General features: G+C 27.7%; 14 protein-coding genes and 1 other annotated feature. Of the genes, 12 read left to right on the forward strand and 2 right to left on the reverse strand.

Going from position 1 to position 15082, the window contains the following annotated elements; all coding sequences use genetic code 11:
- Positions 1-4: 4 nt before the first annotated feature.
- Entirely contained in the window at positions 5-577 is a 573-nt protein-coding gene (locus IC175_RS10360; protein WP_227432451.1) for a TetR/AcrR family transcriptional regulator, read from the reverse strand.
- 184 nt (positions 578-761) lie between these two features.
- Here IC175_RS10360 and IC175_RS10365 point away from each other — a divergent pair, with 184 nt between their 5' ends.
- On the forward strand, positions 762-1604 hold the full coding sequence (locus tag IC175_RS10365) for a DegV family protein (protein ID WP_227482886.1): 843 nt from the start codon (positions 762-764) through the stop codon (positions 1602-1604).
- Between the two features lie 88 nt (positions 1605-1692).
- On the opposite strand, the gene IC175_RS10370 is transcribed toward IC175_RS10365, so the two are convergent.
- A complete protein-coding gene (locus IC175_RS10370; RefSeq protein ID WP_227432453.1) occupies positions 1693-2769 on the reverse strand; it encodes a M24 family metallopeptidase in 1077 nt (358 codons plus the stop codon).
- Positions 2770-3263: 494 nt separating this feature from the next.
- Between IC175_RS10370 and IC175_RS10375 the strand changes: the two genes are divergently transcribed.
- From IC175_RS10375 to pyrR, 11 genes are all read left to right on the forward strand, one after another.
- A complete protein-coding gene (locus tag IC175_RS10375; RefSeq protein ID WP_227432454.1) occupies positions 3264-4667 on the forward strand; it encodes an APC family permease in 1404 nt (467 codons plus the stop codon).
- 93 nt (positions 4668-4760) lie between these two features.
- Positions 4761-5001: a binding site (T-box leader), on the forward strand.
- Positions 5002-5043: 42 nt separating this feature from the next.
- Positions 5044-5742: a 5'-methylthioadenosine/adenosylhomocysteine nucleosidase gene (locus tag IC175_RS10380; protein ID WP_227432455.1), complete on the forward strand. Its 699-nt coding sequence runs from the start codon at positions 5044-5046 to the stop codon at positions 5740-5742.
- 23 nt (positions 5743-5765) lie between these two features.
- Complete coding sequence (trpS, locus tag IC175_RS10385) at positions 5766-6767, forward strand: tryptophan--tRNA ligase (RefSeq protein WP_227482885.1); 1002 nt, start codon at positions 5766-5768, stop codon at positions 6765-6767.
- Between the two features lie 531 nt (positions 6768-7298).
- The gene (locus IC175_RS10390; protein ID WP_227432457.1) at positions 7299-8501 is read left to right on the forward strand and encodes a sensor histidine kinase; all 1203 of its coding nucleotides are present in this window, start codon (positions 7299-7301) and stop codon (positions 8499-8501) included.
- Positions 8502-8505: 4 nt separating this feature from the next.
- A complete protein-coding gene (locus IC175_RS10395; RefSeq protein WP_227432458.1) occupies positions 8506-9276 on the forward strand; it encodes a LytR/AlgR family response regulator transcription factor in 771 nt (256 codons plus the stop codon).
- Positions 9277-9421: 145 nt separating this feature from the next.
- Positions 9422-10843 (forward strand): carbon starvation protein A, encoded by a 1422-nt coding sequence (locus IC175_RS10400; protein ID WP_227432459.1) that lies wholly within the window; start codon positions 9422-9424, stop codon positions 10841-10843.
- 181 nt (positions 10844-11024) lie between these two features.
- The gene (locus IC175_RS10405; RefSeq protein ID WP_227432460.1) at positions 11025-11507 is read left to right on the forward strand and encodes a TraR/DksA C4-type zinc finger protein; all 483 of its coding nucleotides are present in this window, start codon (positions 11025-11027) and stop codon (positions 11505-11507) included.
- A gap of 50 nt (positions 11508-11557) precedes the next feature.
- Positions 11558-12337 carry a polysaccharide deacetylase family protein gene (locus IC175_RS10410; protein ID WP_227432461.1) on the forward strand — a complete coding sequence of 260 codons (780 nt, stop codon included), beginning with the start codon at positions 11558-11560 and terminating at the stop codon, positions 12335-12337.
- 302 nt (positions 12338-12639) lie between these two features.
- Positions 12640-13086, forward strand: coding sequence for a signal peptidase II (gene lspA, locus IC175_RS10415; protein WP_227432462.1), 447 nt, complete (start codon positions 12640-12642; stop codon positions 13084-13086).
- Entirely contained in the window at positions 13055-14002 is a 948-nt protein-coding gene (locus IC175_RS10420; RefSeq protein ID WP_413927244.1) for an RluA family pseudouridine synthase, read from the forward strand. The genes lspA and IC175_RS10420 overlap by 32 nt, the downstream gene beginning before the upstream one ends.
- Positions 14003-14364: 362 nt before the next feature.
- Positions 14365-14898 carry a bifunctional pyr operon transcriptional regulator/uracil phosphoribosyltransferase PyrR gene (pyrR, locus tag IC175_RS10425; RefSeq protein WP_227432464.1) on the forward strand — a complete coding sequence of 178 codons (534 nt, stop codon included), beginning with the start codon at positions 14365-14367 and terminating at the stop codon, positions 14896-14898.
- Positions 14899-15082: the final 184 nt, after the last annotated feature.

Below are 15082 nucleotides of genomic sequence, written 5' to 3' on the forward strand. Positions count from 1 at the left end.
AAGTTTAAATCCAATGGTTAACTAAAAAAGAAGCGATATTTTCATAAGGCATTTTTTCTGTTTTTAACAAGCTTTGGACAACTAAACCATCAACTATAGACATAAGTAAAAAAGAAAAGGATTCAGCATCCTGTTCATTCTCATCACCACTATATTTTTCAAGAGATTCAATAATTTCAGATTTAAGGGTAGCTCGCCATTCAATATATTTCAATCTCATTCTTTCTTTTAAATCATCATTTGAAGTAATAGCTTCACAAATAAGATACATATGTACTCTACCACGACTTTCTATAGTAGATATTTTTTCTAGTATTAAGTTGACCATTTCTATTTGAGAATTTTTGGATTTGACATTTTTTACACAGTTTAATATAGCACTAGTTATAACTTCTAAATGAGTATCAGCAATGTCATATATAATATCATTTTTAGATGAGTAGTGATAATATAGTGTACCCTTACTTATATTCACATCTTTTGCAATATCAGCAAGACTGGTATTTTGAACTCCATTTTTGGCTATTAAATTAGTAGCAGATAATAAAATAGCTTGTTTCATATTATTTGTTTTCATAAAACCTACCTTTCTATGTATATTTATAACAAATTAATAACATTATAAGCTTATAGAAAATTATTGTCAATAAAGCAAGAATCTATATCTATTGACTTTTTTTCATCCAAAATATAAAATAATAATTAAATCGGTCGTACGACCGACTGAATAAACAAAAACAATATCTTATAGTGAGGTTAATATGGATAAAATAAAATTGATAGTAGACAGTGCATGTGACTTACCTAATCATATAATAGAGAAATACAATATTGAAGTTATTGGTTTAAATGTATCTTTTGGAGAAGAGAACTATATATCTGGGAAGGAAATAGATAATGAAACTTTCTACAGAAAAATGGATGAAAGTAAATTATTGCCAAAAACATCATGTCCTTCACCAGATAAGTTTTTAGAAGCATATCAATGCGAAGAGGAAAGTATATTAGTAATTAGCATAAGTTCAGGATTATCTGGAACTTATAATAGTGCACTTTTGGCAAAAGACATGTTCGAAAAAGAAGGAAATAATAAAAAAATTGAAATTATAGATTCACTTAGTGGGTCAATTGGCATAGGACAATTAGTATTAAAAGCGGCAATATTAATAAAAGAAGGAAAAGAACTTGAAGAAATTGTTTCAATAATAGATAGATATAAAGACAATCCACCATTTTATGGAACCCTAGAGACATTAGAAAATGCTATAAAAGGAGGTAGAATAAATCCAATAGCAGGAAAAATTATAAATACATTAAATTTTAAGGCTATAATACAAGTTGCAGATGGGATTGTAACTCCAATAGATAAGGCAAGGGGTGAAGGGAATAGCTTGAAAAAACTGATTCAGTTAGTAGAATCAAAAATTATAGATAAAGAAGAGAAGGTTTTATTTATAGGACATGCTAACTGCCCTGAAAAAGCTCAAAAAGTAAGAGAAGCTATGGAAAAAGATGTTAAATATAAAGACGTTGTAATCTGTGAAGTTGGTTCAGTAATGGGAACATATACTTCAAAAGGTGCAATTTTGATAACTGCAATATAAACAATAAACTAAAAAGCTAAAGCTGTATAAAAATGAATAAAATCATTTTTATACAGCTTATTTTGATGTTATTAAGTTAATCTTATAATTAACCAACCACACATATTTCTTTGTCATATTTGTTTAGTATTTCGCAACCATCTTCAGTAACTAGTACTAAATCTTCTATTCTAACTCCAAACTCTCCTGGTAAATATATACCTGGTTCTATAGAGAATATCATTCCTGGTTGTACAGTATCTGTATTTATAGAAGATACATCTCCCTTATCATGAACTTCAAGTCCTATAGAGTGACCAGTTCTATGAGTGAAGTATTGTCCATATCCTTTTTCAGTTATGTAATCACGAGCAGCTGCATCTATATCACAGAATCTAACTCCTGGTTTTACAATAGCTTCAGCTCTCTTATTGGCTTCAAGAACTATTTCAAATATTTCTCTACCTTTTTCAGGTATTTCTTTATAGAATACAGTTCTTGTCATATCAGCACAATAATTATCTTTTATGCAACCTATATCTAATATTATTGCATCACCAGGTTTTACAAGAGCATTTCCTGGTTCTCCATGTGGATTAGCTCCATTAGGACCAAATCCTATTATAGGGTCAAATGAAAATCCATCAGCACCTAAGTCTTCATATATTTTAGATAATTTACCAACAAGTTGTTTTTCTGTAAGTTCACCAGAAACAGTAGCTTTAAGTTGTTCCATACCTTTGTCATTTAATCTTGAAGCTATTCTCATTAATTCTTTTTCTTCTTCATCTTTACACATTCTTAAAGTATCTATTATATAAGATGAGTTTACAAATTTACTTCCTCCACCTGATTCTATTAAGCTTAATAAGAATCTAGCTGGCCAGTTTTTGTCAACACCCATAGTAGCGTTTTTGTCTACATGTTCAGTTACTATTTCTATTGGATTTTGAGTATCATTAAACCAAACCATTTCAACACCTAAATCTTCTGCAACTGGGAATAATTCATTTATAAATAATTTATTATTACCATTTAAATTTAAGTATAAAGCTAACAGTCTTTCACCTGGGTGGATTAGTAATCCTGTTAAATAAAATATTGAAGTAGGATCACTTACCAACATTTGAGAAATATCATCTTTTTTCATTTGTTCAAGTACAGCATTTAATCTTTGAGTCTTCATAATAATTTCCTCCTAATCAAAATTCGATACAAATCAATTTTAGCACTATTAAACAAAAATTAGTATACTTTTCTTCTAGAAATATAAAAAAATTTTAACATATATTTTTTATATTAAATTTAATTCCCTATTTTACATTAAAAGAAAAGTAAAATAAGTTTATATTGTGAAAATTTTATAAAAATAATAACTTGAATAAGTAAAAATATATATTTGAGATAGTTATATAATTATGAAAATTAATAAAAAAATTTTTATATTAAAATAATATTGAAACAATTTTAATAATTTAGTATCATTAAAGAGAAAGTGATAGAACTTTCAAAATTTATCACTTTTAGTAAATTTTGATTTCAAAATATCTAAATTTGAGGTATAAATATTTTTATTTAAAGTATTTTATAGGTTAAATTGAAGTATTTTATAGGTTAAAGTTATTTTAACTGTTATGAAATCAATTTTTAATTAATAAAGAGAGGGGAAATTATAATAGGATGGAAAAGAAAAAAATAGGCCTATGGAGTTTGGTATTTATGAATGTATCAGCTTTATACGGTATAAGATGGATAGCTAAGTCGACAGCGTCAAGCTTCGGTTTAGGATTAGGTGCAATACCTATGTGGTTATTATTCTCATTTATATATTTCGTACCAGGAGCTTTAATTTGTGCTGAATTAGCTTCTACATATCAAAAAGGTGATGGAGGTTTATATGATTGGGTTAAGGAAGCCTTTGGAGAAAAATATGGCTTTTTAGTTTCTTGGTTAAACTGGACAGCTAAAATATTTTGGTATTCTTCATTCCTAACTTTTTTAGCAGTAAATGTTTCTTATACAATAGGAAATCCAGCACTTGCAGATAATAAGATATTTGTACTTATATTATCTTTAGTAATATTCTGGATATTATCTATTATAGCAACTAAAGGAATAAGCTTTACAAAAATATTTACTAATACAGGTGCATTAGGTTCAACAATACCAAGTGCTATACTTATAATATTTTCATTTTTAGCAGTATTAGTATTGAAAAAACATGATATGGCTTCAACATATACAATAGCTTCAATGACTCCAAAACTTAATATGGATGCATTTGTTGCTATATCAGCTATAATGTTTGGTTTAGCAGGAGCAGAAACTGCAGCTAACTTTATAACAGAGATAGATAAGCCTGAAAAGAACTTCCCTAAAGCTATATTAATATCAGCTGGAATAGTTGCTTCATTATATGTATTAGGTTCTATTGCAATAACAATGATAATACCACCAGACCAAATTACTGCTTCTAAAGGTGTGTTAGATGCGCTTGCAGCTGTTTGTGAATCTTTAGGAATAGGTTCTTGGTTAGTTCAATTGATAGCTTTTGGTATAGCTTTTTCAATATTAGGAGCAATAGTTCTTTATATAGCATCACCAATAAAAATGTTATTTGGTAGTGTTAAAAAAGGAGTATTTCCAGATAGTTTGGTAGAAGTAAATAAACACAAGATACCTTCGAAAGCAGTTATACTTCAAGCAATAATAGTTACTATAATATTATTAGTGACTACATTAATGCCTTCTGTTGATGCTATATACAATGTTCTTGTAACTATGACAGCATTAACTGCATTATTCCCATATGTATTGTTATATGCTTCTTATATTAAGCTAAGAAAAGAGAGACCAGATGAAATTAGACCATATACTATGGCAAAATCAACAGGTACTTGTATAGGTTTAGCGAAAATGGTTTTAACTGTAACTGTAGTTGGTATATTATTATCAGCAGCACCAGTTATGCCTACATTTGCTGAAAATATCATATATGAAATAGAAATGATTGGTGGAGGTCTTCTAGTTATCTTATCTGGTCTATGGTTATGGAATAGATATGAAAAGAGAACAGCTAAATAAAAATGTATTTTAAATATATATTTTGGATATTATTATATATATAGTTGACAATTTATATCATAAGGAATATTATAAAATAAAGAAATTAATAAATTAAATCCTGGGATAAGAAAGAGTAAATAAATAGACTTTTACACAGAGAATTAAGGGTGCTGAGAACTTAATAAAAAGTATTTATTGAATGGGTCTTTGAGGAGTAATGTGAAATGCAGTTTAAGACTGTAGATTATCTGATATCGTGTGTGCACGTTATAGCACATATTAAGATATATATATTCAGCTTTGAGTATATATAAATTTAGGTGGTACCACGGAAAATATATCCGTCCTATTGATTTAGGACGGATTTTTTAATATATAAAATTTAGGAGGAAAGATGAACGTAATAGGAATTATAGGTGCAATGGATGAAGAAGTAAGTATATTAGTGAATTTAATGGATATTAAAGAAATTGTAAAAAAAGCTAGCTTAGAATTTCATAAAGGAACTTTAGAAGGAAAAAATGTTGTTTTAGTAAAATGTGGTATAGGAAAAGTTAACTCTGCTCTTTGTGCACAAATATTAATAAGTGAATTTGAAGTTGATGCTATTGTCAATACAGGTGTTGCGGGGGCTTTAAATGAAAATCTTAATGTCAATGATATAGTAATTTCAACTGATGCGATACAATACGATATAGATACTACTGCATTTGGAGACCCTAAAGGTGTTATACCAAGAATGGAAACATCTGTATTTAAAGCAGATGAAAGACTCGTAGAAGCTGCTTATAAATCTTCTGTAGAAGAAACAAAAACGCATAAAGTATTAAAAGGAAGAGTAGTAACAGGAGATATATTTATAAACTCTAAAGAATTAAAAGAAGAGTTAGTAAATGATTTTGGCGGGTATTGTGGAGAGATGGAAGGTGGAGCTATAGCTCATGTATGTTACTTAAATAATGTTCCATTTGTCATAATAAGAGCAATGTCTGATAAAGCAGATGGAAGTGCTGGCGTTGCATATGAAGTATTTGTACATGAGGCCGCCAACAATTCTAAAGATATCGTATTAAGCATGTTAAAATCAATATAAATATATAAGGAGGTACAAATCATATGAGTGAAAAAAAGGTTATATTTAGTGGTGCACAACCATCAGGTAAGATGACTCTAGGAAACTATTTAGGAGCTATAAAAAACTGGACTGAACTTCAAGAAAATTATAATTGTTATTATAGTATTGTTGATTTACATGCAATAACAGTACCTCAAGACCCTAAAGTTTTGAGAGCTAATACTATAGAATTACTTGCTCAATATCTAGCTTGTGGATTAGATCCAGAAAAAAATACTATATTTATACAATCACATGTTAAAGAGCATGTTGAACTTATGTGGATATTAAATACAATGACTTATATGGGTGAATTAAGTAGAATGACTCAATTTAAAGATAAATCACAAAAGAGTGAAGCAAATCTAAATGCAGGATTATTTACGTATCCAGTTCTTATGGCTGCTGATATACTATTATATCAAGCTGATTTGGTTCCAGTTGGAGATGACCAAAAACAACATTTAGAGCTATCTCGTGATTTAGCAAATAGATTTAATAATAGATTTTCACCTACATTTGTAGTCCCAGAAGGATACTATCCAAAAGGCGGAGCAAGAGTAATGAGTTTACAAGAACCAACTAAGAAAATGAGTAAATCTGATTCAAATGACAACGCATTTATATTATTGGCAGATGATTCAGATACTATAAAGAGAAAGATTAAGAGAAGTGTTACTGATTCTTTAGGTGTTGTAAAGTATACTGATGAACAACCTGGTATTAAAAACTTACTTGATATATATTCTAATTTAAGTAAAAAGAGTGTAGAAGAAATTGTAAACATGTATGAAGGTAAAGGTTATGGAGTATTTAAAGAAGATGTAGCTGAAGTAGTATCAGAAGCTTTAAGACCAATAAGAGAAAAATACGTTGACCTTCTTAATAATAAAGATTATTTAGAAAAAATCTATACTATGGGAGCTGAAAAGGCTGAAAAGCAAGCTAGAAAAACTCTTAGAAAAGTTTATAAAAAGGTTGGGTTTATAGAGAGAAGATATTAATTATATTATATATCTTCTTTAGTAAATAAATATTTAAAGTTATTAAAAAAGTATATGATAGGAAATAGAGAGGATATTATTAAGATAATATCCTCTTTAGTTTTGTAATAAAAAAAGATGAGCTTTTGCTCATCTCAAAGGGGTTAGATTATTCTTACTTTGGGGAAAGTAGAATAAAGGTAAAAGTTAACTGACGTTAACTTTGTTCTTTTTTGCATATCACTACTGAGCATAAAAAAATCAGAAAACCAGAGCCTTCTGAACTAACCTTGAACATACATCCATTATACTTTATACTCAATATGTAATTTATGAATTAATTTTAACTCTTATAAAGAAAATTGTCAATAATATATCAAAAAAACGTTTTAAAAAAATTTATATATATAATTAAATGAGTTTGATTTTATGTTTAACTGATATGATACAATAATTAAGGCAATTATTTTTTATGTATTTAATAAGCCATAAAAATAATACCAATAACATATGTAAAAATTATTTTAAATAGGAAAAATAAGAGGAAAAAACATGAAAACATCAATTTTAATAGCATTAATAGAAAAAACAAGCCTTATTGTAGTATTATTTCTTCTAATAACAAAGCTAAAAACATTTAAACAAATATTTCAAAAAGAAGAATATAGCTTAAATGATTTGATTTGTATATCTTTAGTTTTTACTTTTCTAGCTATATTTGGTACTTACAATGGCATAAATTATATGGGGTCAATAGTAAATACGCGAATAATATCTATAGTATCAGGAGGCGTTTTATTTGGACCAATTGTAGGTATTACAGCAGGGTTGCTATCAGGTATACATAGGTATTTTATGGATATTGGAGGTATAACATCCATGCCATGCCTTTTATCAAGTATACTAGCAGGTGTGTTATCAGGATTTTTGTATAAGAAGATACCAAAGAAGCATAGAGTGATATATGGAATACTAGTAGGTATGATTTCTGAAAGTTTTACTATATTACTTATATATTTAATATCACAGCCTCATTCTCTAGCAATTCAAATAATTAATGGAATATACTTGCCTCTAATTGTCGGACAAATTGGTATAGGATTTGTTATATCTATAGTTGAGGGAATTGAAAAAGATAAAAAGGATATAGAAGCAAGAAATAAAGCAGAAATAAAAGCACTTCAAAGGCAAATTAATCCGCATTTTTTATTTAATTCTCTAAATACAATAGCATCCTTTATAAGATTTAATCCAGATAAAGCTAGAGAACTCATAATAAATTTATCAACTTACTTGAGATACAATCTTGAATATAGTGATAACTTGATAGACATAAATAAAGAGATTGAGCAAGTTAAATCTTTTGTAGAAATAGAAAAGGCTAGATTTGGAGATTTATTAACTATAATTTATGATATAGATGATGTAAATATAAAAATTCCAAGTTTAATTATACAACCAATAGTAGAGAATGCAATTATACATGGAGTTTTGGAAAGTGGAAGAGCTGGTGTGGTAAAAATATCTATAAAAAAATTACAACATTCATTAGAAAATACTATTAGAATATCGATTGAGGATAATGGTATAGGTATAAGTGAAGAAGTTATAAATAATGTATATCAAGATAATATGCCAGAAAATAAGATTGGACTTTATAATGTTCATTTAAGACTTAAGCTAATGTATGGAAGTGGTCTTAATATGAGAAGAACTGATAAAGGAACTTTAATTATGTTTTACGTAAAGGAGTAAGAATATGAAAGCAATAATAGTTGAGGATGAGTTTCCAGCAAGAAAAGAATTGAGATATTTTATTGAAAATAAAAGCGAGATTGAGGTAGTAAGTGAATTTACTAATGGCATAGAAGTACTAGATTTTATTCAAGAAAATAAAATAGATGTAATTTTTTTGGACATAAATATACCTCATCTTGATGGAATGTTACTTGCAAAAACATTAAATCAATTTAAAGCAAGACCTAAAATAGTATTTATAACAGCATATGAAAATTATGCAGTAGATGCTTTTTCATTAGGTGTATTTGACTATGTACTTAAGCCTTATTCTGAGGATAGGATTACATCAATGTTGGATAAGTTAGAGAAAAGTGAAACAAATAGTAGTGAAATATCTAGTGATAATAATTATATATCTAGTGATAAAAAATGTATAATAAATCAAAATATAGAGGAAATAACACATAAAATTAGCCTTTGGAAAGGTGATAAATTGGTTGTAATAGATATTGATGATATATATTACTGTGAGGCTAATGAAAGACAGACATTTATATATACTGAAAAGGAAACATTTATACTAAAAGAGGGTATATCAGAAGTAGAAAACATAATAAATGATAAAACTTTTTTTAGAACACACAGGTCTTACATAGTAAATTTAACTAAAGTAAAAGAAATTATCCCATGGTTTAATAACACATACATATTGAAGTTAAAAGATAGTGATTATGAAGTAACTGTAAGTAGAAGTAGAATAAAAGAATTTAGGCTATTAATGCACATATAAAGTCATTTCATGTATTTAAATATGCACTTAATGTGATTAACATTTATATTAGTACAAAAAAGTATTACTATTTGAACTGGAAATAGTTTTCTTAAACTTATAAAAATTTATAAAGCAATTATAAAAAAACTAAGGGGATGAATTTATGGTAAGTTTTTTAGGTTCAATGGTGGTACTTATAGTAGGTTATTTTATTTATGGTACTTTTGTAGAAAAGGTTTTTGGAATTAATGATAAAAATCAAACTCCAGCTATAGCTTGTAGAGATGGTGTAGATTATGTTCCAATGAAATGGAAAAGAATTTTCTTAATTCAATTCTTAAATATCGCAGGTTTAGGTCCTATATTTGGTGCTATACAAGGTGCATTATTTGGGCCATCAGCATTTTTATGGATAGTATTTGGGACAATTTTTGCAGGTGGTGTACATGACTTTGCTTCTGGATATTTATCTATGAAGAATAAAGGTACATCTGCATCAGAGTTAGTAGGTCTTTACTTAGGCAATAGTGCAAAAATAGCAATGAGAATATTTAGCGTTATTCTTTTGGTATTGGTTGGAGTTGTTTTTATAACAGGTCCAGCAGGATTACTAAAAACATTAACAGGAGTAAATACACAAATATGGGTTGGAGTAATAATTCTTTATTATATAATGGCTACTGTTTTGCCAATAGATAAGTTAATTGGAAAAATATATCCTTTATTTGGAGCAGCTTTATTAATTATGGCAGTAGGTGTAGCAGGAGGATTAATAATAAAGGGATATAACATACCAAATATAAATTTACAAAATATGAATCCAAATGGAACACCCCTATTCCCATATTTATTTATAACAATAGCATGTGGGGCAATATCAGGTTTTCATGCAACACAATCACCACTTATGGCAAGATGTGTTGAAAGAGAAAGTGAAGCAAGACCAGTATTTTATGGTTCAATGGTTGCAGAAGGAATAATAGCTTTAGTTTGGGCAGCAGCAGCTATGTCATACTTCCATGGTATACCTCAACTTAATGTAATATTTAATGATGGTGGAGCAGCTACTGTTGTTAATACAGTATCTGTTGGATTGATGGGGCCTATTGGAGGAGCTTTGGCTATACTTGGTGTTGTAGCATGTCCTATAACTTCAGGTGATACAGCATTTAGAAGTGCTAGATTAACAATAGCTGATGCAATGAACTACAATCAAGATGCAGTTAAAAATAGATTTTTAATAGCTTTACCACTATTTGCAGTAGGTGTTGCTCTTACATTTATAGATTTTAATATAATTTGGAGATACTTCTCTTGGGCAAATCAAACACTTGCTATGATAATGTTATGGACTGGTTCTGCATATTTGGTTAAAGCAAATAAAAACCACTACATAACTACATTGCCAGCGCTTTTTATGACTGTAGTAACATTTAGTTATATAATGCAGGCAAAAGAAGGTTTTAGACTACCAGTAAATATATCTAATGGAATAGGTGTTGCTGTTGCAATAATTCTTGGTATTTTATTCTTTAAAAAAGCTAAAGATATAAAAGAACAAAATACTCATAAATTAGCAAGTTAATATAATTATTATAAAAAATAAAAATATAACATTTAAATGTGTTTTAAAAATTTGTAGGTGAATTTAAAATTTGCCTACAATTTTTTTTGAAAAAATCAAATCTTACTTTTTATTGTATTTTTAATTTAGTTTTCCACATACTATTTTTATGATATAAATATTAAAATTAGAGGTGTTAAAAATGGATACTAAAAAATACAAAGATAAATTATTGAAAGAAAGAGCAAATTTGACTAATTTAGTGGGAGATATGAAAGACAATACTTTATTTGGAGATACAAATAAACATACCAGTGAAAAGTATTCATCAGGAGAGTTATCTAGTTATGATAATCATATAGGAGATATGGGAACAGATTTATATATGCAAAATATGCAAAATAGTTTAATAAATCATGAAGAAGGTAGATTGTATCAAATAGATATGGCATTATCTAAAATAGAAAATGGGACATACGGACTTTGTGATTTATGTCATAATAAAATAGATTTAGAAAGATTGGATATACTACCTGATACAAATTTATGCAATGAGTGTGCAAAAAAAGAAGAGGATTTATTAGGACACGCAAGTGAAACTCCTGAAGTGGAGGATTCTAATTTTTATTCAACAGACCTAACAAATTTAACTGATTTAAACAAAAACGGAACATTAAGAGATTAAAAAATTGACATCATATATTGTTAGAACGAATTAAGAAAAGAGGTAATGACATGAAAAAAGTAATGTGGGGTATATGTATATGTGTATTATCAATAGTAGGCGTATATACATATAGTCATAATACACATAATCAAAATAGCGTAAAAGAAGCTTATAGTCTAAATGACAATATAAAGAACGATTATGAAGATGTAATAATCAAGCAAGGAAATGAGGACGAAAAAATTTTAGCATTGACTTTTGATGATGGGCCAGATGAAGACTTTACACCACAAGTACTTGATATACTAAAGAAAAATAATGTAAAAGCAACTTTTTTTGTGGTTGGAGAAAAAGTTGCATATAACAAGGAATTACTAAAAAGACAGTATGAGGAAGGGCATGAGATAGGTAATCATACATTTACACATATAAATGTTGAAAAAAATAGTTATAATAAAGTAGAAAAAGAAATAACAGATACACAAAATGCTGTAAAGAGTGTAATTGGAGTAGAGCCCAAAATATTTAGACCTCCATATAGAGCTATGAGCAAAAGTGTATGTGATATTATAGTTTCTAAAGGTATGAATATAATTCTTTGGTCAAACTTGGACCCTAGAGATTGGTCAAATCCTGGCGTTGATAGTATTATTAATACCATTCTTACAAAAGTACAAAATGGAAATATAATACTTTTACATGATTATAATAATAAAAGAAACAATAAGTCACAGACTATACAGGCTTTGGAAGTAGTAATTCCCAAGTTAAAAGAAAAAGGGTATAAATTTGTAACAGTATCTGAACTTATACAACATTTAGATAAAAATCAACAAGTACAAAAATAAAAGATATTTGTTTAAAGACTAATGATGCTTGTAAATCTAAAATACAAGCATCATTAATCTTTAAGCTATAAAATACACAAAAAGTATTGAATAATAGAGTATTTTGAAATTTTTTATACATAATAATGTAATTTTAAATTTGTAGCAATTTATAATATAGAAGGGTTAATATTATTTTTGATTAGTTTTACTAAAAAATTCAATTTTAACAGAGTTGCTCTTTATAGTATTTTTTTTGTATAATGGTAATAGTGAATTTCAATCAAAATTGATTTTTAAATAATTTATAGGGGGAAAAATCATTGTTATATGTGTTAATAATAATTCTGCTTATAGGATTAGACCAATTGTCTAAACTATGGGTGTTAAATAATTTGGTGAATGTATCTACAATACCAATAATAAAGAATGTATTTCATCTAACTTATGTTGAAAATAGAGGTGCAGCATTTGGACTATTACAAAATAATCAATGGATATTTATAATAGTTGCACTAATTGCAACAGTATTTGGGTTATATTATCTCAATACAAGAAAAGTACATACATCTGGAAAGTTGGGAATCATATTAATAATATCTGGTGCATTAGGAAATCTAATTGATAGAGTTAGATTAGGGTTTGTAGTAGATTATTTTGACTTTAGGATTATATGGGAGTATGTATTTAATGTAGCTGATGTATTTGTAGTTGTAGGAACTGTATTTTTATGTATATATGTTTTATTTTTTGAAAGTAAAAGTAGGTGATTTGATGGAGAATGTAAGAGAGTTTTTAGTGCTTGAAGAGGAAGAAGAGGTTAGACTTGATGTTTATCTAGCAGAACAATTAGGAGATATGTCAAGAAGCTACATACAAAAAATTATAAAAGATGGTAAAGTAAAAGTTAATAATAAAGTAGAAAAAGCAAAATATTTAGTTAAAGAAGAAGATAAGATTATTATAGAAATACCAGAACCTAAAGTTCTAGAGGTTGTAGCTCAAAATATACCAATAGATATTGTATTTGAAGATGATGATATTTTAATAATTAACAAGTCTCAGGATATGGTTGTTCACCCTGCTCCTGGAAATTATGAAAATACATTGGTAAATGGAATTTTGTATCATTGTAAAGATAAGTTATCATCAATAAATGGTGTTATTAGACCTGGTATAGTTCATAGAATAGACAAAGATACTTCTGGTCTTCTTATGGTAGCTAAAAATAATTATGCACATAATTTTTTAGCAGAACAATTAAAAGAGCATTCTATAACTAGGGAGTATGAATTTATATGTTATGGTGTAGTTAAAGAAGATAAAATAACTGTAGACAAACCAATAGGAAGAAATCCTAAGGATAGATTAAAAATGGCTGTAGTAAAAGATGGAAGAAATGCAGTAACTCATTTTGAAGTGGTAGACAGATTTGATAAATTTACTCATATGAGAGCTAGACTTGAAACTGGTAGAACTCATCAAATAAGAGTTCATGCCTCATCTATAAATCATCCGCTTTTAGGTGATAGTGTATATGGACCTAAAGAAAATAAGTTTAAACTAAAGGGACAAACTTTACATGCTAAGAAATTGGGATTTATACATCCTACCACTAAGGAATATATTGAATTTGATTCAGAATTACCAGAATACTTTAAGGAAGTTCTTAGAAAAATTAAATAAAAGTTTGTATGATATTATAAATCATCTAATTAGATTTATACAAGTGATAAAATTAGTGAAGTTTAGCTAAAATATTTTATATTAAAGTATTTTGATTAAAAAAGCTTGAAAAATTTGAAATATAAATATATAATTTGAGTTAATGGAGTATAAAAATTATCTTTAAACGATACAGAGATATCGTAAGACAATTGCTGAATTAGACTATATATTTTTTTATATAAAAGCTTCTTGTCTTGTGATGAGAAGTTTTTTGTTGTTTAAATTGAAAATTTTAATAAAGTGGTTCTATAAAAATTTAAGAGAGAGGAGTAGATTTGTCAAAATAAAAGAGAATATATTTTTTTGACAATAGTTATGATATGGTAGAAAAAGCTCAATTAATGGATGAAAAGGCTATAGCAAGAGCAATTACTAGGATAAGTCATGAGATAATTGAAAGAAATAAAGGTGTAGAAAACCTAGTTTTAGTTGGAATAAAGACTAGAGGTGTACCAATCGCAAATAGAATATCTAAAAAAATAGAACAAATAGAAGGAACAAAAGTAGATACTGGTGATATTGATATAACACTTTATAGAGATGACTTAGAAAAAATTAATGTTGAACCAGTAGTCAAAGGAACATATCTAGATTTTAATGTAGATGATAAAACAGTAGTTTTAGTTGATGATGTGTTATATACAGGAAGAACTGTAAGAGCAGCACTTGATGCTATTATTGATATAGGAAGACCTAAATCAATACAATTAGCAGTATTAGTGGACAGAGGACATAGAGAATTGCCTATAAGAGCAGATTATGTAGGAAAAAATGTCCCTACTTCAAGACATGAAATTATATCTGTTAGTTTATTAGAAATTGATGGAGAAGATTCAGTTACAATCAAAGAATAGTGGTTTTTTAATATTATATAAAAGCTCAGCATTGTATAGTCATGGAGGAGGATAAAGCTTACATATATTGCACAAAATAAATAATACAAGTTTATTAATGTGTATATTAATGTAGTCTCTATTCTCCTTTATTTTGGTTTTCAATGTCGTAAAATGTAAAAAAATGATAGTTTGTACAGTAAGT

It is taken from the genome of Clostridioides sp. ES-S-0123-01 (genome assembly GCF_020658415.1).
Taxonomy (GTDB): Bacteria; Bacillota; Clostridia; order Peptostreptococcales; family Peptostreptococcaceae; genus Clostridioides.